Source organism: Streptomyces sp. NPDC004031 (genome assembly GCF_053604375.1).
This window is the reverse complement of the sequence record NZ_JBSGHL010000012.1, coordinates 1-17,831: the sequence shown is the minus strand read 5'-3', so window position 1 is coordinate 17,831 and position 17,831 is coordinate 1. Positions and strand designations below refer to the sequence as shown.

The 17,831-nt window shown below is 74.2% G+C and carries 15 protein-coding genes; 8 read left to right on the top strand and 7 right to left on the bottom strand.

Features of this window, described 5'->3' with window-relative positions:
- The first annotated feature begins 140 nt into the window (after positions 1 to 140).
- Together ACWERV_RS10040 and ACWERV_RS10035 are read left to right on the top strand one after the other, a co-directional pair.
- Positions 141 to 1,784 carry a sensor histidine kinase gene (locus ACWERV_RS10040; protein ID WP_452931022.1) on the top strand — a complete coding sequence of 548 codons (1,644 nt, stop codon included), beginning with the start codon at positions 141 to 143 and terminating at the stop codon, positions 1,782 to 1,784.
- Positions 1,781 to 2,485 carry a response regulator gene (locus tag ACWERV_RS10035; protein ID WP_452931019.1) on the top strand — a complete coding sequence of 235 codons (705 nt, stop codon included), beginning with the start codon at positions 1,781 to 1,783 and terminating at the stop codon, positions 2,483 to 2,485. Before ACWERV_RS10040 ends, ACWERV_RS10035 begins: the two co-directional genes overlap by 4 nt.
- Before the next feature lie 31 nt (positions 2,486 to 2,516).
- Here ACWERV_RS10035 and ACWERV_RS10030 read toward each other — a convergent pair whose 3' ends face one another.
- The 5 genes from ACWERV_RS10030 to ACWERV_RS10010 form a co-directional block, all read right to left on the bottom strand.
- A complete protein-coding gene (locus tag ACWERV_RS10030) occupies positions 2,517 to 4,163 on the bottom strand; it encodes a solute symporter family protein (RefSeq protein ID WP_452931016.1) in 1,647 nt (548 codons plus the stop codon).
- 11 nt (positions 4,164 to 4,174) lie between these two features.
- Positions 4,175 to 4,654 (bottom strand): DUF485 domain-containing protein, encoded by a 480-nt coding sequence (locus tag ACWERV_RS10025; RefSeq protein ID WP_398177895.1) that lies wholly within the window; start codon positions 4,652 to 4,654, stop codon positions 4,175 to 4,177.
- A gap of 94 nt (positions 4,655 to 4,748) precedes the next feature.
- Positions 4,749 to 5,408 (bottom strand): response regulator, encoded by a 660-nt coding sequence (locus ACWERV_RS10020; protein WP_452931013.1) that lies wholly within the window; start codon positions 5,406 to 5,408, stop codon positions 4,749 to 4,751.
- On the bottom strand, positions 5,405 to 6,559 hold the full coding sequence (locus tag ACWERV_RS10015) for a sensor histidine kinase (protein WP_452931010.1): 1,155 nt from the start codon (positions 6,557 to 6,559) through the stop codon (positions 5,405 to 5,407). Before ACWERV_RS10015 ends, ACWERV_RS10020 begins: the two co-directional genes overlap by 4 nt.
- Positions 6,556 to 7,035, bottom strand: coding sequence for a DUF1453 domain-containing protein (locus tag ACWERV_RS10010; RefSeq protein ID WP_452931008.1), 480 nt, complete (start codon positions 7,033 to 7,035; stop codon positions 6,556 to 6,558). Before ACWERV_RS10010 ends, ACWERV_RS10015 begins: the two co-directional genes overlap by 4 nt.
- Before the next feature lie 422 nt (positions 7,036 to 7,457).
- On the opposite strand from ACWERV_RS10010, the gene ACWERV_RS10005 reads away from it, so the two are divergent.
- The 6 genes from ACWERV_RS10005 to ACWERV_RS09980 all read left to right on the top strand — a co-directional run bounded on the left by ACWERV_RS10005 (position 7,458) and on the right by ACWERV_RS09980 (position 15,284).
- Positions 7,458 to 9,335 carry an APC family permease gene (locus tag ACWERV_RS10005; protein ID WP_452931005.1) on the top strand — a complete coding sequence of 626 codons (1,878 nt, stop codon included), beginning with the start codon at positions 7,458 to 7,460 and terminating at the stop codon, positions 9,333 to 9,335.
- Positions 9,336 to 9,638: 303 nt separating this feature from the next.
- Positions 9,639 to 10,295 (top strand): maleylpyruvate isomerase N-terminal domain-containing protein, encoded by a 657-nt coding sequence (locus ACWERV_RS10000; RefSeq protein WP_452931003.1) that lies wholly within the window; start codon positions 9,639 to 9,641, stop codon positions 10,293 to 10,295.
- Between the two features lie 181 nt (positions 10,296 to 10,476).
- On the top strand, positions 10,477 to 11,700 hold the full coding sequence (locus ACWERV_RS09995; protein WP_452931000.1) for a phospholipase D-like domain-containing protein: 1,224 nt from the start codon (positions 10,477 to 10,479) through the stop codon (positions 11,698 to 11,700).
- Between the two features lie 96 nt (positions 11,701 to 11,796).
- Positions 11,797 to 13,527, top strand: a complete 1,731-nt coding sequence (locus ACWERV_RS09990; RefSeq protein ID WP_452930998.1) for a diacylglycerol kinase family protein — start codon at positions 11,797 to 11,799, stop codon at positions 13,525 to 13,527.
- Between the two features lies 1 nt (position 13,528).
- Positions 13,529 to 14,485 carry a YihY/virulence factor BrkB family protein gene (locus ACWERV_RS09985; RefSeq protein WP_452930995.1) on the top strand — a complete coding sequence of 319 codons (957 nt, stop codon included), beginning with the start codon at positions 13,529 to 13,531 and terminating at the stop codon, positions 14,483 to 14,485.
- A gap of 1 nt (position 14,486) precedes the next feature.
- Positions 14,487 to 15,284 carry a phosphatase PAP2 family protein gene (locus ACWERV_RS09980; RefSeq protein ID WP_452930992.1) on the top strand — a complete coding sequence of 266 codons (798 nt, stop codon included), beginning with the start codon at positions 14,487 to 14,489 and terminating at the stop codon, positions 15,282 to 15,284.
- A gap of 38 nt (positions 15,285 to 15,322) precedes the next feature.
- On the opposite strand, the gene ACWERV_RS09975 is transcribed toward ACWERV_RS09980, so the two are convergent.
- Both ACWERV_RS09975 and ACWERV_RS09970 read right to left on the bottom strand, forming a co-directional pair.
- A complete protein-coding gene (locus tag ACWERV_RS09975) occupies positions 15,323 to 16,891 on the bottom strand; it encodes a glycoside hydrolase family 88 protein (protein WP_452930989.1) in 1,569 nt (522 codons plus the stop codon).
- A gap of 261 nt (positions 16,892 to 17,152) precedes the next feature.
- Entirely contained in the window at positions 17,153 to 17,458 is a 306-nt protein-coding gene (locus ACWERV_RS09970; RefSeq protein ID WP_452930986.1) for a hypothetical protein, read from the bottom strand.
- Positions 17,459 to 17,831: the final 373 nt, after the last annotated feature.

Genomic DNA, 17,831 nt, shown 5'->3' with positions numbered 1-17,831 from the left:
AGGACAACGAAAGCGTGACGGACCCTGCCTTTCGGCGCGCCCAGCGTTTACGTTGCGTGGACGGCACGGGCGCCGGAGCCGCAGGTGCGCCCCGCTGCCGTCAGGGACGGAAACGGGACGCGCGGCCGGAGGAGGCGACGATGCGCATCGGGTGGCCGCGCCGCGTCTCGGCGCAGGTGCTGCTGATGCAGGTGCTGATCACCGCGGGGGTGACGGCCCTGGCGGTCGGGCTGTTCCTGGCACCGCTCAGCCGGCAGCTGGACCAGCAGTCGATGCGCCGGGCACTGGCCATCGCGCAGACGGTCGCGGCCGAGCCGCAAGTGGCCCAGGCGCTGCTGACCTCCCGGCCGACCCCGCAGGGCCCCGTGCAGGCGGAGGCCGAACGCATCCGGCTGGCCACCGGCGCCAGCTACATCGTGGTCATGGACGTGCACGGCACCCGCTGGTCGCACACCGACCGGTCCCGGATCGGCGAACACGTCTCGACCGACCCGAGCGTCGCGCTCGGCGGACACGACATCATGCAGATCGACAGCGGCACCCTGGGCCGCACCGCACGCGGCAAGGTGCCGCTGCGGGACGCGCACGGGCGGATCGTCGGAGCGGTGTCCGTCGGCTTCGACTACACCGGCATGCGCGCCCGGCTGCTGGCCGTCGTACCGCTGCTGCGCTACGCCGGAGCGGCGCTCGCGGTGGGCGTGCTCGCCGCGCTCTGGGCGGCGCGGCGGCTCCAGCGCGCCACGCACGGACTGGCCTTCGCGGACATCTCGGCGCTGCTGGACGAGCGGGAGGCGATGCTGCACGGCATCCGCGAAGGCGTCGTCGCGCTCGACCCGCACGGCAGGATCCGCCTTCTCAACGACGAGGCGCAGCGGCTGCTCGGGCTCGGCGCGCAGGACACCGGCCGCCCGCTGGAGGCGGTGCTGCCGCCGGGACGGACCACCGACGTGCTGGCGGGACGGGCCGAGGGCACCGACCTGCTGACGGTCAGCGACGGGCGGGTGCTGGTCGCCAACCGGATGCCGACCGAAGGCGGCGGCGCCGTCGTCACCCTGCGGGACCGCACCGAACTGGAACTGCTCGGCCGCGAGCTGGACTCCACCCACGGGCTGCTCGACGCGCTGCGGGCACAGGACCACGAACACGCCAACCGGCTGCACACGCTGCTGGGCCTGCTCGAACTCGGACTGCACGAGGCCGCCGTGGACTTCCTCGCCGAGGTGGCCGACGCCCACCGGACCTCCGCGGAGGAGGTCGCCGAACGGGTGCGGAACCCGCTGGTCGCCGCGCTGCTGGTGGGGAAGTCGGCGATCGCGGCGGAGCGCGGGGTGACCTTGCGGATCGCGCCGGACACACTGCTGCCGGACCAGGTGGTGGACCCGCGCGACGTGGTGACCGTGCTGGGCAACCTGGTCGACAACGCGCTGGACGCCGCGGCGGGCGAGGTGGAGGTGGAGCTGCGGGCCGAGCGGTCCACGGTGCTGCTGCGGGTGGGCGACGACGGGCCAGGGGTGCCGCCGGAGCTGCGCGGGCGGATCTTCGAGGAGGGCTGGACGACGAAGGAGCCGCCCGCGCACCGCGGACGGGGCCTCGGCCTGGCACTCGTACGGCGGCTCGCGGAGCGCTACGGCGGCACCGCGCGGGTGACCGCCAGGGCCGGGGGCGGGGCGCTGTTCACCGTGGTCCTGCCCGAGGCGCTGATGGCGGGGGACCTGGCGCCGCGGCAGGACGCCGCCGGGCAGCACCGGGTACTCGTCCCGGCGGCCGGAGGAGGGGACCGATGATCGAGGTGCTGGTCGTGGACGACGACTTCCGGGTGGCCGAGATCAACGCCGCCTACGTCGCCAAGGTGCCCGGCTTCCGGGTCGCCGGGCGGGCGCACACCGCGGCGCAGGCGCTCGCGGCACTGGAGCGCGGCCGCATCGACCTGGTGCTGCTGGACCACTACCTGCCGGACGAACCCGGACTGACGCTGGTGCGCCGGATGCGCCAGCAGGGCCACCACGCCGACGTCATCATGGTGACGGCGGCCCGGGACGTCGCGACCGTGCAGGCCGCGCTGCGGCTGGGAGCGCTGCAGTACCTCGTCAAGCCCTTCGGCTTCGCCGGACTGCGCGCCAAGCTCGACGGCTACGCGGCGCTGCGCCGGGCGCTGGACGGCGTCGCGGGCGGCGGCGGACGCGGTGAGGCCGGGCAGGAGCAGGTCGACCGGATCTTCGGCGCGCTGCGCACCGCCGCTGCCGCGCCCGCCGACCTGCCCAAGGGCCACTCCGCGCCCACCGCCGACCTCATCCGCCGGGTGCTGCGGGAGGCGCCGCACCCGCTGTCGGCGCACGAGGTGGCGGAACGGGCGGGGCTCAGCAGATCCACCGCCCAGCGCTATCTCAAGCACCTGGAGCAGGCGGGCCGGCTGAGCCTCACCCTCCGCTACGGCGACACCGGACGGCCCGAGCACCGCTACGCCTGGGCGGCGCCCGGCCGCTGAACGCGCCGGCCGGGCCCGCCGGACGGACCGGCTAGACCGCTCCGGCGCCGGTGAGCGACCTGACCTCGGTCTCGGCGAACCGCTTCGGGTCGGCGGGCTCCGGCGACAGCACCGTGCCGAGCCACCCCGCGAGGAAGCCGAGCGGGATCGAGATCAGCCCGGGGTTCTCCAGCGGGAAGACATGGAAGTCGACCCCGGGGAAGAGCGCGTCCGGCCGGCCCGACACCACGGGCGACAGCACCACCAGCAGCAGCGCCGGCACCAGCCCGCCGTAGATCGCCCACACCGAACCGCGGGTGGTGAAGCGCGACCAGAACAGCGAGAAGAGCAGCGCCGGCAGGTTCGCCGACGCGGCCACCGCGAAGGCCAGGCCCACCAGGAAGGCGATGTTCTGGTCCTGGGCGAGCAGGCTCAGCGCGATGGCCGCCGCGCCGATGCCGACGGCGGCGAACCGCGCGACCCGCACCTCGTCCTCCTCCATGGCCTCGCCCGGATCCCGCCGCCCGTGCCGGGCCACGGGACGGCGCAGCGCGGTGTAGAGGTCGTGCGCGACCGACGCCGAGGAGGCCAGGGTGATACCGGCGACCACGGCCAGGATGGTCGCGAAGGCCACCGCGCCGACGATGGCGAACAGCACCGTCCCGCCGGTCGTCCCCGCGCCGCCGCCGAGCGCCTCGGCGAGCAGCGGCACCGCGGTGTTGCCCGCCGCGTTGGACGAGCGCACGGTGTCCGACCCGACGACGGCCGCGGCGCCGAAGCCCAGCACGATCGTCATCAGGTAGAACGCCCCGATGAGCCCGATGGCCCACACCACCGACTGCCGCGCCGAACGGGCCGTGGGCACCGTGTAGAAGCGCGACAGGATATGCGGCAGGCCCGCCGTGCCCAGCACCAGCGCAAGGCCGAGGCTGACGAAGTCCAGCCGGGAGGTCCAGCTCCCGCCGTACTTCAGTCCCGGGGCCAGGAACGCGTGCCCCTGCCCGCTGCCGCCGACCGCCGACCGCAGCAGGTCGTCCACGTTTCCGTGGAAGCGCCACAGCACCATCACGGTGAGCAGCACCGTGCCGCTCATGAGCAGCACGGTCTTGACGATCTGGATCCAGGTGGTGGCCCGCATCCCGCCGAACGTCACGTAGAAGACCATGAGCGCGCCGCAGCCGATCACCGCCCAGGTCCGCGCCGCGGTGCTCTCCCCGCCGAGCAGCAGCCCGACCAGGCTGCCGGCGCCGACCATCTGCGCCACCAGGTACAGCACCGACACCACGACCGACGAGGTGCCCGCCGCGATCCGCACCGGACGCTGCTTCATCCGGGCCGACAGCACGTCCGCCAGCGTGTAGCGCCCGCAGTTGCGCACCAGCTCCGCGACCAGCATGAGCACCACGAGCCAGGCGACCAGGAAGCCGACCGAGTACAGCAGGCCGTCGTAGCCGTAGAGCGCGATGAGCCCCGAGATGCCGAGGAAGGACGCCGCCGACATGTAGTCGCCGGAGATCGCGAAGCCGTTCTCCATCGGGCTGAACATCCGGCCGCCGGCGAAGAACTCCACCGACGAGCTGCGCTGCCGCCCCGCCCACGCGGTGATCGCCAGTGTCACCGAGACGAACACCGTGAACAGCACCACGGCCAGACCCTGGTGCTCGCCCGCCGAATCGGCCAGGTACGCCACCGCTGTCATCCGTTGGTCCTTCACCGCACGCGCTCCTGCCCGGTCCTGGTCGCCAGCGTCCAGCGCAGGTCGAGTGCCGCCCGGTCCCTGCGCAGCCGCGCGTGCCGGGTGTATCCCCAGGTCAGCAGGAACGTCGTGGCGAACTGCGCCAGCCCCGCGACCATCGCCACATTGACCTGCCCGGCGACCCGGTGGCCCATCAGCCCCGGCGCCGTGGTGGCCATCACGACGTAGAGCAGATACCAGGCGACGAACCCCGTCGCCGCCGGAAAGGCGAACCCCCTGTACCGCTGCCGCACTTCCCGGAACGCGGCACTCAACTGCACCTCCTCGTAGACCGCCCCCCGGTCCCCCGTCACCCCCGCGGCAGCCGGCGCCCTCTCCTCAGGTGGCGCGGCGGGCTGGGACTGACCGGGCAACCAGAGTTCTTCCTCTCCGGCGTCCCGCCATGGGTCGTCCACCCGCAGCGCCAAAGGGTCGCCGCCGTCGTGCTTGTCCACCGAACTCTCCTCGTTCCACGGCCAGATGAACCGTGTGCCCCATATTGGACAGAGCGGGAAGATCCCGACCGACAATCACGAATCGCTCACCCCATCAGGTGATGCCCTTCCGGTAGGCGTACCCCACGGCCTGAGCCCGGTCCCGCACCCCGGTCTTGGCGAACAAGTTGTTGATGTGCGTCTTCACCGTAGCCATGCTGACCTGCAGTCTTGCCGCGATCTCGGAGTTGGACAGCCCCTCCGCCACGAGTGCCAGCACCTCCGCCTCCCGGACCGTCAACCCATCCGGCAATTCCTTCCCCTCGTCGTGTCGCGTCACCCCTCCCACTTCGTCCCGCCCCGCCAGCATCTCCAGCACCCGCCCCTGGAGGGCCGGCGACAGCCCCGCCCCGCCCGCGGTGACATCCGTGATCACCCGGGCGATCTCGTCGCCGCCCGCGTCCTTCGTCAGATATCCGCGCGCCCCGGCCCGCAGCGCCGGGAAGAGCGAGTCGTCGTCGGCGTAGGTGGTGAGCACCACCACCTGTGTCGCCGGACGCCCGGCCCGGATCCGCCGGGTCGCCTCCACCCCGTCGCACCGCGGCATCCGCAGATCCATCAGCACCACGTCCGGCTCCAGTTCCGCGGCCAGCCGGACGGCCTCCTCGCCGTCCGACGCGGCGCCCACCACCTCGATCCCGGGCAGCAGCCCCAGCAGCGTCACGATCCCCTCGCGCACGATCGTCTGGTCGTCCGCGACCACCACCCGCGTCATACGGGCACCCGCAACCGCACCACGAAACCCTCCTCCGCCGGTCCCGCGTCCAGCGCGCCGCCCAGCAGTTCGGCGCGCTCCCGCATCCCCACAAGACCGTAGCCGGATCCGGAGGCCCCCAGAGAGTTGTCCACAGGCACCCGGGCGCCGAAGTCCCTGAACTCCAGCTCCACCTCCGCCGGGCGGTACTCCAGCCGCAGCTCGACCCGCGCGCCCGGCGCGTGCTTGCGGACGTTGGTCATCGCCTCCTGTGCCACCCGCCGCACGGCGAGCCCGGCCTCCGCCGGGAGCCCGCGCGACTCCCCCGTCACCTCCAGCCGTGCTCCTGCGGACGACACCAGCTCGCGCAGGAAGTCCTCCACCGGCGACATGTCGCCCCGCAGCGCCGACAGCGCCTGCCGTGTCTCCGCCAGGCCCTCCCGCGCCATCCGGCGTGCCGCCACGACCCGTTCCAGCACCACGTCACGCTCCGCGCCCCGCTCGATGAGCAGCCGCGTCGCCTCCAGGTGGACCGTCTGGGCCGACAGGCTGTGCGCGAGCACGTCGTGGATCTCCCGCGCGATCCTGGCCCGTTCGGCGAGCGCCGCCGTCTCGGCCTCCGCCCTGCGCGCCGCCCGCTCCTGCGCGAGCAGCCGCTGCGTCTTGCCGCGCGCCTCGGCGTCCAGCCGGGCGGTGTAGCCCAGCAGGCACAGGCCCAGCACCGTGAGCAGCGCCGCCGGCCGGCCGTCGGAGCCGCCGATCAGAACGAAGTCGACCAGCGCCGCCCCGGCCAGCGGCGCCGCCGCCGCGAGCGGCAGCCGCTGGAGGGAGAGCATCGCGACCCCGCACACCAGCACCCCCGCCGCGACCGGCGCGCCCAGCGCCTGGCAGCCGGCCGCCGCAGCGATCAGCAGCGCCATGAGCGCCGCCGAGGGCCACAGCAGCCGTCGCAGGGTGATCCGGAAGAAGATCCACACGACCGCGCTCGCGGCGGCGATTCCGGCCAGGGCCAGCGCGATCTGCCAGCCGGACAGGTGCGTCCTGGTGGCCGTCGCCCACACCGCGACCGCGAGCAGGACCGCCCTGACCCCGCGGCCGATCCCCCGTCGGCTCGCCGACCTGCCCGAACGGTCCAGGGCCTCCTTCGACGGCCAGGACGTCCACATGCTCATGCGACCGTACGGTACGACGGCTCCACGCCCCTGGCCCGCCGCACGAGCAGCGCGGCACGTATCAGCAGCGTGAGGCCCACCGCGAGGAGGACCGAACCCGTCTCCTCGCGCACCCCGGCCGCGGCCCCGGCGGCGTAGAGCGCGACGCGCGCGGCTATGCCGACCACCCACACGGTGATGCTCGCCCGCGTTCCCTGCGTCCAGACCGCGCCGTCGCGCCCCGTCCACACCCGGCTCGTCCGCGCCCAGGCCAGGCCTATGCCCGCCCCCACCAGCAGCTCGGCGCAGAGCAGCAGGACCGACAGGTCGCGGTGGGCCGGGTCGACCAGCCCGCCGTCCCGTATCGCCAGCACCAGCAGGATCCCCGGGATCAGCCACCACCGCCCGCGGGCGGAGATCCGGCGCGGGCGGACCTGGCGGGCGATCACCAGGCCGAGGACCGCGACGATCACCAGAGCGTTGAGCCAGCCGGACATGAGGGGCACCTCCATCAGCGCGACGCGGGAATCACCGGCGGTCTGCCGGTGTCTTCGAATCTACGGAAACACGCAGGTCAGCGGATCAAGCCCCGGGTTGAAATCGCACCTCCACCCCCGGGTGGAGAGACCGCGCGGACCCGCTGCCTCCCGTCCACCCGGCCCGCCGGACCCGCGTCGCCCCCGCGCTCGCAGCACCGTCCGCACCCCCTCCGCGCGGCCGGGCGCCCGGTACCCCACCCCGCCGAGCCCCCGCCGAGCCCGGCCGCGGCCCGCCGCGCCCCACCAGACCCGCAGCCCCCCCGCCGTCAAGGTTCCGTGAAGACCTCCCCCTCCCGCGCCAGGAGGGCGTACGGAGTGCCGCCCCGCGTGCCGTCCGGCCCGCACGCTGAGGGGATCCGCCGCCGTTCCAGGAGCCGCACATGTCCGTACCGACCACCGCCCGGGACCCTCACAGAGGCGGCGGCCTGCCCGTGGACCCCGGGGAGGAGCGGCATCGGCTCACCGCCGTGCAGGGGCTGGCCGCGCTCTCGCTGGACGCGATGGCGTCCGTCGCGTACGGGCCCGAGTCGATCGTGCTGGTGCTCGCGGCCGCCGGTGCGCACGGGCTCGGCTTCACCCTCCCGGTCACCTTGTCGATCGCCGCGCTGCTGGCCTTCCTGGTGGCGTCCTACCGCCAGGTCGTCGAGGCCTTCCCCGACGGCGGCGGCTCCTACGCGGTCGCGGGGCGCCACCTCGGCCGCCGTACCGCGCTCGTCACGGCGGCCTCGCTGGTGCTGGACTACGTCCTGAACGTCGCCGTCTCCGTCACCGCCGGGGTCGCCGCGCTGACCTCGGCCTTCCCCTCCCTCTACGGCGACCGGGTGCTGCTGTGCACGGCCGTGCTGGCGCTGGTCACCGCCGTGAACCTGCGCGGCGTCGTGGACTCCGCGCGGGCGTTCCTCGTGCCGACCGCCGTCTTCGTGGCGTCGATCCTGACCGTCGTCGTGGCCGGGCTCTTCCGCGACGGGCCGGTCAGCACGGCCGCGGCGCACGGTCATGCGTCCGTCGTCGCGTCCGGCGCCACCACCGTGGGAGCCCTGCTGCTGCTCCGGGCCTTCGCGGCCGGCTGCTCGGCGCTGACCGGCGTGGAGGCGGTCGCCAACGCGGTGCCGTCCTTCCGGCGGCCCGCCGTGCGCCGCGCCCAGCGCACCGAGACCGCGCTCGGCGCCCTGCTCGGCGTGATGCTCGTCGGCCTCGCGGTGCTCATCGGCCGCTTCCACCTCCAGCCGGTGGAGGGCACCACGGTGCTCGCGCAGCTCGCCGACGCGTCGCTCGGCCACAACTGGGCCTTCTACGTCGTGCAGTTCGCCACCATGGTGCTGCTGGGCCTGGCCGCGAACACCTCCTTCGCCGGCCTGCCCGTCCTGATGAGCCTGCTGGCCAGGGACAACTACCTCCCCCACGTCTTCGCGCTCAAGGCCGACCGGCAGGTGCACCGCTACGGCGTGCTGGCGCTCGCGCTCGTCTCGGCGGCGCTGCTGGTGGCGTCCGGCGGCGACACCAACCGGCTCGTCCCGCTGTTCGCGATCGGCGTCTTCATCGGGTTCACCATCTGCCAGGCCGGCATGGTCAGGCACTGGCGCTCGGTGCGCGACACCGTGCCCGGGTGGCGCCGCAAGGCCCTGCTCAACGGGACCGGCGCCGTTCTCACCGGCGTGGCGGCCGTCGTGGTGACGGCGAGCAAGTTCACCGAGGGTGCCTGGCTGGTCGTGGTGGCCGTGCCGCTGCTGGTGGCCGCGTTCGAGGGCGTGCACCGCTCGTACGCCCGGACGGGCGCCGCCCTCGGACTCGGGCGCGTCCCCGAACCCCCACACCGCGAACGCTCGCTCGTCGTCGTGCCCGTGGCCACGCTCTCCCGGCTGACCAGCGAGGCGCTGTCGGCCGCCGGGGCGCTGGGCGACGACGTGCGCGCCGTCACCGTCACGCACCCCGAGGACGCGGAGCGCACGGCGGCGCTGCGCCGCGACTGGGAGCTGTGGGCACCCGGCGTCCCGCTCGTCGAACTGCCCTCGCCGCACCGCGACCTGGGCCGTCCGGTGACCGCGTACGTACGCACCCTCGCCGCGGGGCGGCCAGGTGTCCGCGTCACCGTCCTCATCGCGGAGACCGAACCGCGCCACGCCTGGCAGCGGCTGCTGCAGAACCAGCGCGGCGCCGTCCTCGCCCACGCCGTGCGGCGCGACACCGACGCGGTGATCTGCCGGCTGCGCTTCCGCCTCACGGAACGGCCGCCCGGCCCCGGCTCCCCCGGGATCTGAGCGGCGCCCCGAGCGTCCGGACCGGGCCGATGGACGCGCCGTCAGGACCGCGTCGGCGAAGGCCCGCGCGTCCCCCGCGCCGGACCCGCGGACGAGCCACGGCCCCCTCGCGCCTCGCCAGGCCGCCCGCCTGCCGGACGGTCCGGCGCACGCGAGCCCTGCGCCGGGCGGATGCCCGGACCCGCGAACGAGCCACGGCCCCGTCGCGCCTCGCCAGGCCCCCCGCCTGCCGGACGGTCCGGCGAGCGGATTCCGGACCCGCGGACGAGCCGCGGCCCCCTCACGCCTTGCTAGGTTGCGGCCATGGACCTCTTCACGCAGTCGTGGGCCGCTCTGCGCGCGGCCGTCGCCGGCCTCGCGGCGGAGGACTTCGGGGCGCCCTCGGGCTGTGCCGGCTGGCTGGTCCGCGATCTGGTGTGCCATCTGGTCATCGACGCGCAGGACGTGCTGATCACGCTGGCGACCCCCGAGACCGCCGAGCCGACGCGCGACGCGATCACGTACTGGGAGGCGTCGGCCACCGCGCCGACGGGCGAGGACCCGCTCGACGCGCTGACGGTCCGTCTCGCCGCCGCCTACCAGGATCCCGCGCTGCTCGCCTTCCACCTCGACGACGTCGGCTCCGCCGCCGGACGCGCCGCGCGCCTCGCCGACCCCGCGGCCCGGGTCGGCACGCGGGGACAGGTCCTGACCGCCGCCGACTACCTGGGCGCGTACGTCCTGGAGTGGACCCTGCACCACCTCGACCTGACCGCCCACCTCCCCGCGGTCCCCGGCCCGCCGCCCGCGGCCCTGGCCAGGTCCCGCGCGATGCTGGAGCAGCTCGCGGACACGCGCTTCCCCGCCGCCTGGTCCGACGCCGACGTCCTGCTGGTCGGCACCGGCCGCCGCTCCCCGAGCGGCGCGCAGCGTGCCGAACTGGGCACTACGGCGGCCCGCCTGCCCTTCGTCGTGGGCTGAGCCCCCGCCCCCCCTGCCGTGCCGCCCGCCCGAGCGGCGGCCGGGTCCTCCCTGCGCGGCCACGGCCTCGTCAGACCCGTCCTGCTGGTCAGCAGGCCTCATCCGGCGAAGGCGGGGCAGACGGCGAGTGGGTGCCGTCGAGCCGAGACGGTCGACGGTCGCCGTGCCATGGGAGGTTCAGATGACCATTGCGGAGTTCCGCGCGCCGCACACCGGTCCGGACGCCGGGCCGCCGCCGGCTCTCGACCGGGATGCCCGCGCCCAGCGGCTGCGGAGGCGGCTGGAGCGTCTCATAGGCGTCGCCGCGACCGAGGGCAACGCGCTGCGCCCGCTGCGCAACGGCGACGAGATCTTCCCCGCCCTCCTCTCGGCGGTGCGGGGCGCCCGGCACACCATCGACATGATGACCTTCGTGTACTGGCGCGGCCAGATCGCCCGCGACTTCGCGCACGCCCTCGCCGAACGGGCCGCGGCCGGTGTGCGGGTGCGGGTGCTGCTCGACGGTTTCGGCGCCAAGCAGATCGAGCCGGCCCTCCTCGACGCGATGCACGCGGCCGGCGTGCATGTGGCGTGGTTCCGCAAGCCGTTGTGGCTCTCGCCGTTCAAGCAGAACCACCGCTGCCACCGCAAGGCGCTGATCGTCGACGAGTGCCGGGCGTTCACCGGCGGGGTGGGCATCGCGCAGGAGTGGTGCGGTGACGCCCGCGGCCCCGGCGAGTGGCGCGACACCCACGTGGAGGTCCGCGGCCCCGCCGTCGACGGAATCTGTGCCGCGTTCGCGCAGAACTGGGCCGAGTGCCACACCGAACTCTTCGACGACCGCGACCGCTTCGTCCCGCACGAGCAGCCGGGGAAAGCGGTGGTGCAGGTGGTCCGCGGCTCCGCGAGCGTCGGATGGCAGGACATGCAGACGCTGCTGCGCGTCGTCATCACCTCGGCCGAGGAGCGCTTCCGCCTCGCCACCGCGTACTTCGCCCCCGACGACTACTTCGCGGACCTGCTGTGCGCCACCGCCCGGCGCGGTGTCCAGGTGCAGATCATGCTGCCCGGCCCGCACACCGACCAGCGCGCCTGCCGGCTCGCCGGGCAGCACCTGTACGCGTCGCTGCTCGACGCGGGCGTGGAGATCCTGGAGTACCAGCCGACGATGCTCCACACGAAGATCGCCACCGTGGACGGGGTGGGCGCGCTGATCGGCTCCTCGAACTTCAACCGCCGGTCGATGGACCACGACGAAGAGGTCATGCTCGCGGTGCTGGACGAGGAGTTCACGGCGGAGCTGGACGCCGACTTCGAGCGCGACATGCTGCGGACCGAGGCGATCGACCCCGCCCGGTGGCGCCGCCGGGTCCTGCTCCAGCGCGCCCGCGAGGCCGCCGTGCTGCCCATCCGCCGCTTCCTCTGAGCCGCCGGACCCTGCCGCCAGGCCCCCGCGCACCGGGGCCCCGCCGTCCCACCGCCCCTGCCCCGTCCCCAACCCACCCGTAGAACAGGGGGTCCCATGCCCACCGTGCTCCCCGACCGGGGCGTCCCGGACCACCGGCCCGCCGCGCCGTCCCGCTCCGGACGTGCGCCGCTGCCGACCACCGGCACGGCAGCCGCCGCCGCCCGCGTCGCCACGCTGACGGTGTGCCAGGCGGCGCTGCTGATCGGGCTGGGCCTGCTGATCACCGGCCCGGCGCGCCATATATGGCCGATCACCTCCGAGGACAGCGTCAACGAGGGGTTCGCGCGGATCCGGACGAGCACCTTCGACACGCTGACGTCCTGGGGGTCCGAGGCCGGCAACACCCTGACGATCATCGCGATCACGCTGGTCGTCTGCGCGGTTCTGGTGCTCGCGCCGGTCCTGCCGCGGTGGCGCGAGGCCGTCTTCCTCGCGGTGAGCGTGTCGCTGCAGGCGCTGGTGTTCCTCGCGATCACCAGCGCCGTGGACCGTCAGCGGCCCGAGGTGCACCGGCTCGACGACTCGCCCCCGACGTCGAGCTACACCTCGGGCCACACCGGCGCCGCCACCGCCCTGTACGGCGGGCTCGCCGTCCTGGTGCTCACCCGCGCCCGCAGGCTCAGCCGCCCCTGGCGGATCGCGGTGGCGGTCCTCCTGCTGCTGGTGCCGCTCGGCGTGGGCACCTGCCGCCTCTACCGGGGGATGCACCACCCGACGGACGTCGCGGGCGGAATGCTCAACGGGGCGCTGTCCCTGCTGATCGTGGGCCGTTCGGTGCTGTCCGGCGACGCCGTGCCCGCCCCGCTCCCGAAGCACGCGGCGGACGAGGCCGCGGACGAGGCCCGCAGCGCCACCGCGCCGGCGCCCGGCCCGACGGTGGTGATCGTCAACCCCGTCTCCGTCTCCGCCTCCGACCGCGACAAACTCCGGCTGGTGCTGGAGCGCCACGGCCGGACGGCGCCGCGCTTCGTGCCCACGACCGCCGACGACCCGGGGCACGGCCAGGCCGCGCAGGCGGTGGCGGACGGAGCGGAGCTGGTCGTCGTCTGCGGCGGCGACGGCACCGTCCGCACGGTCGCCGACGCCCTGGCCGGTTCGGGTGTGACGCTGGCGATCGCCCCGCACGGCACCGGCAACCTCCTCGCCCGCAACCTCGGCCTTCCGCTGGACCCCGCCCGTGCGCTCGACGCGGCGCTCGGCGGGTCGCCGTGCCCGGTCGACCTGGGTCTCCTCGAAGGGGACGGCGGGGCGCCCGGCGGCCACTTCTGCGTCATGGCCGGTGCGGGACTGGACGCGGCGCTGATGGAGGGCACGCCGGAGCGCGCCAAGTCCGCGCTGGGCTGGCCCGCCTACGCCCTGGCCTCGCTGCGCGCCCTGCGCACCGCCCGTACCCGGATCACGCTGCGCCTGGACGGCGCGGAGCCGGTACGCCGCGCCGTCCGCATGGTCCTGATCGCCAACGTGGGCGGCCTCCAGGGCGGTGCGTCGCTCGCGCCCGACGCCCGCCCCGACGACGGTCTGCTGCACGTCGTCCTCCTGGACCCGCGGGGGATCCGCGGCTGGGTCGCCGCCACCTCGGAGATCCTGCGCGGGGCCTCCCGGCACTCCCGTCCCGGCGGGCTGGAGGTCTTCCCCTGCCACGCGGCGGAAATCGTCCTGGACGCCCCGTGCCCGCGCGAGGTCGACGGGGATCCGGTGGCCGCCGGACGGCGGCTGTCCGCGCGGGTCGTCCCGGGGGCCCTGCGCATCCTCCTCCCCGGACCCGACCCTCAGCAGGGGGTGTGACATGGGCACCGCGACACGGGTCCCGCAGACCCACGACATGCCCGAGGACGAGCTCTCGGCCGACGAGGCGATGGCCGCGCTGCGCCGCCACGGCCGCCTGCCGCTGGTGCGCGACTCCTTCGTCCGCTTCCGCTACGCCGACGGCTTCAGCCACGCGCGGGCCCTGGCCCTGCAGATCGTGCTGGCGGTGATCCCGCTCGCCATCGCCTTCGTGGGCCTGTCCACGGCGCTGCACGGCGAGAGCCTGGGCCGGGTCGCCGAGCTGACGATCCGCCGGCTGGCCACGGGCCCCAGCGAGCAGGTCGTGGAGGACGCGCTCGCGCGCAGCCGGGAACATGCGGGCGAAGGCGCCCAGTTCGCCCTGTGGTTCGGCCTGCTCTTCGCCTGGGTGAACCTCACCACAGGGATGTGCCAGATCGAACGCGGCGCGAACCGCATCTACGGCATCGAGCGCGACCGCCCATTCCGCCAGAAGTACACCCGCGGCCTGGTGATGTCGGTGACGGCCGGGGCCCCGCTCGGCCTGGCGACGATCGCCATGGTGGCCGGGAACGACCTCGGCGCCTCCGCGGTGGCCGTCTGGCACGTGGGCGGCGGAACCACCCTGACCGTCTGGAACTGCGTACGCTGGCCCGCGGGTGTCCTGCTCGCGCTGGCGTCCGCGAGCGTGATCTTCCGCGGCTCGCCCCGCCGGCGCCAGCCGGGCTACACCTGGCTCGCGTTCGGGGCGGCCGTCGCCATCGTGCTGTGGGCCGCCCTGACCGCGCTGCTGGCCCTGTACCTGCGGCTCAGCGGCTCCTTCGACACCGTCTACGGACCGCTGAGCGCCTTCATGGCCCTGCTGCTGTGGTCCTACCTGACGTCGCTCGCCCTGTTCCTGGGACTGTCCTTCGCGGCCCAGCTCGAAGCGGTACGGGCGCTGCGGCCGGGACCCGTCCGATCCGATCCTGGAGCTTGACATGCCCCCGCACGCCTCCCGCACCGGGTCCCCGCCGGCCCTCGACCGCACGCGCCGGGCCGACCGCCGGTACGGCGTCCACCTGCTGGGATCGGCCGCCGGGGCCGCGGCCGCCGCGGTGCTCTTCGGCCTCGTGCTCGTCCTGGTGGAGGCGCACTGGGGCCCGCTGCGGCGCGTGGACACCGGGGCCGCCGACTCGCTGCACCAGTACGCCGTCCGCCACCACGGGTGGACGCGCACGATGGCCTTCGTGTCGAACTGGATCCTCGCCCCCGGCACCCTGCGCACGCTGGTGGGGCTGCTCACCCTGTGGCTCCTGCACCGCAGGGCGTGGCGGCTGGCGGCCTGGTCGGCGGTGACCGCGATCGCGGGGGCGCTCACGGGCATGCTCGTGAAAGCGGTCGTCGAACGGACCCGTCCCGCCCTGCCCGACCCGGTGGCACACGCCCCCGGCTTCTCCTTCCCCTCCGGGCACGCGATGACGGCCACCACGTCCTTCGCGATCTTCCTGCTGGTGCTGCTCCCGCTGGTGCCCCGGGCCGCGCGCGGGCTGTGCTGGCTGGTGTCGGCGCTGGCGGTGGTGGGCGTGGGCTTCACCCGCGTGGCGCTCGGGGTGCACTGGTGCAGCGACGTGATCGGCGGCTGGCTGCTCGGCCTCACGGTGGTCGCCGCCACGGCCTGGGCCTTCGACGCCTGGCGGTCCGACGTCCACCGGCCCGTCCCCCCGCTCGCCGACGGCCTGGAGCCCGAACTCGACCGGCCCCGCCCCGAACCGGCCGCCCGCCCCCACGACACCTGACACCTGACACGGGACGTGGAGCGGCAGGGCCCGGCACGTTACAGGGCGACGAGGTCGAACTGCTCCCACGTCCCGACCGTCGCGGCACCGGCGATCAGCGGGGAGGCGCCCGCGTTCGCGGCGGTGACGTACTTGCCGTTGGCCTGGGCGCGCAGGCTCACCGAACCGTTGGGGTTCGCGACGACGAGGAAGGTCTCCCAGCCCTGCGCCGTCGCGCGGTTGGCGATGAGCGGCGAGGCGCCCGCGTCGTCGGCGCTGACGTACTTGCCGTTGACCTGCGCCCGGAGCGTGACGTTGCCGCCGGAACCGGCGGTCAGGGTGAAGGTCTCCCACCCTTGCACGGCCGTGCGGTTGGCGATCAGGGGCGACGCGCCGCCGTCCTCCGCGGTCACGTAACGGCCGTTGATCCGGGCGCGCAGCGCGTACGTGCCCGAGGCCGGACCGCCGCCTGCCGTTCCTGGATCGGCGAGCGCGGCCACTTCCGTGCCGCCCAGGAGGAAGCCGCCGACGCCGAAGTCGGCGCTGCTGTCGTACGTGACGGGCTGGCTGGAGTCGGGGCGGTCGCCGACCTTCTGGACGTAGCCGAGGACTCCGTCCGGGTGGACGGCCGTGGCGACCAGGCCGTTCCAGGCGCGCGCGGCGACCGGCAGGTAGGCCGTCCGGTCCACCAGGCCCGAGGCGACGGCGTAGGCGGTGCCGTAGAGGAAGAAGGCCGTGCCGCTGGTCTCGGGGCCGGGATAGTGGTTGGGGTCGGCGAGGTTGACGTTCCAGAAGCCGTCGGCGCGCTGGACGGACGCGACCGCGGTGATCAGCCGGGTGAGGGTCGCCCGGTATTCCGGGACGTCGGCCTGACCGGCGGGCAGCGCCTTGAGGACCTTGGTGTGCGCACCGGCCACCCAGCCGTTGCCGCGCGACCACACCACCGGCTTCCCGGACGGCGAGACGATGCCACCGGGCAGGAAGTTCTTGTCCCGGTACCAGAGCCCGGTCACCGCGTCGTAGAGGCCGGGACCGCCCTCGGCGCTCTTGGTGTGGTTGTAGAGCCGGTGCAGCTTGTCGAAGTAGCCGCCGTCCCCGCGCAGCACACCGAGCCGGGCGAACTGCGGCATGGCCATGTGGAGCGCGTCGTCCCACCACCAGTCGTCGTCCTTGCCGACCTGGTTGACGTACGTCATGGTGTGCAGGCAGCTCTCGATCGCCGCGATCTTGCTGTCGGCGGGCGCGAGGTCGTACAGATCCAGATACGCCTGCCCCGCGCACTGGTTGTCCGCGTCCCGCGTACCGGTGCCGCCGTTGAGCCCCCAGCCGTGCGCCTGGGCCCAGTTCGTCACGTAGTTCAGATACGTGACGTCGCCGGTGAGCCGGTGGAGCGCCATGAGCCCGCTCATCAGGGTGGAGTTGGCCCACTGGTTGTCACCACCCCCGGCATGCGCGCCGATCCACTGGTCCGCGACGCGCCGCAGCACCGCGACGATGTCCGGCCGCGCCGGAAGCGTGGCCGCCGGAGCCGCGGCACCCGCCGCATGCGCGGCCGCCGGTACGCCCACGGTGGGCACTCCGGCCGCGGTGAGCGCGAGCGCGCCGGTCAGGAACGTGCGTCGGTCCATGGCGATGCCTCTCACGAACGGGTGGTGGGGGACGAACCTTCGTGATCGATCACGCGCGCCACGCCGCCCATCCCTTATTCACACATGCGAACAAGAGACACCGACATGACTCGCCGCGCCCCGCGACCATAGGACTGGACCAATCCCGGGGTCAATCCCCCGTACCCCACCCTGCCCGCCGCCGACGGCACAGCCGCCGGTGGGTGACCGTCCCTCACCTGGCGAACGACGCGCGAGCCACCACAATCCACCTCCGCCCGGCTACGAATCCGCGACAAGTCGAGCCATCTCGCGCAGGCAGCGCCAGTACTCGGGGGCGTCCTCCTCGGCGAGCACAGGCATGACCTGGTCCAGGCGCGTGACGCAGCGAAGCAGGCCGCTTCGCCCTCGCGCGTCGAGCTCGCCGCCGTTCTTGACCCAGACGGAAACCCAGCCCGCGGTGTCCGCATCCAGCATCACCAGGTCGAACCCGGCCCGGTCCGCACCGGCCGGCCCGGGAGGAAAAGGCAATGTCATGAACTCTTGGAACAGGCGCGACACCGCCTCGACTGCGGTTTCTTTGCTCACGCGGACCATCCTGGCGCAGCTGCCGCCGTCCTGGGGTCGTCCTGAGTCCGCGGTAGCAGATGAGGCCGGCACGGCCGGCCGCCGGGCAGCGCGAACGGAAGGCCGCTGCGGACGCGGCTCACCGCCTGCCGGTCCGCGACGAGCCGCCATCCGCTCTCCGCGCCGGGGACCTGGCAGGGGCGAGGCGCTTGAGGGTCACTCTTCGCGCTGAAGGGCGTGAGCGAAGTGTTCGAGGCCGACTGAGCGGCTGGCCTTGATGAGGACGACGTCGCCCGGGGCGAGGAGTGGGGTGAGCGTAGCGAGGAGGGTGTCGGCGTCTTCTGCGGCGGCGGTCACGACGCTGGGGCTACTGTCGCGGGCTGCTGCGGTGACG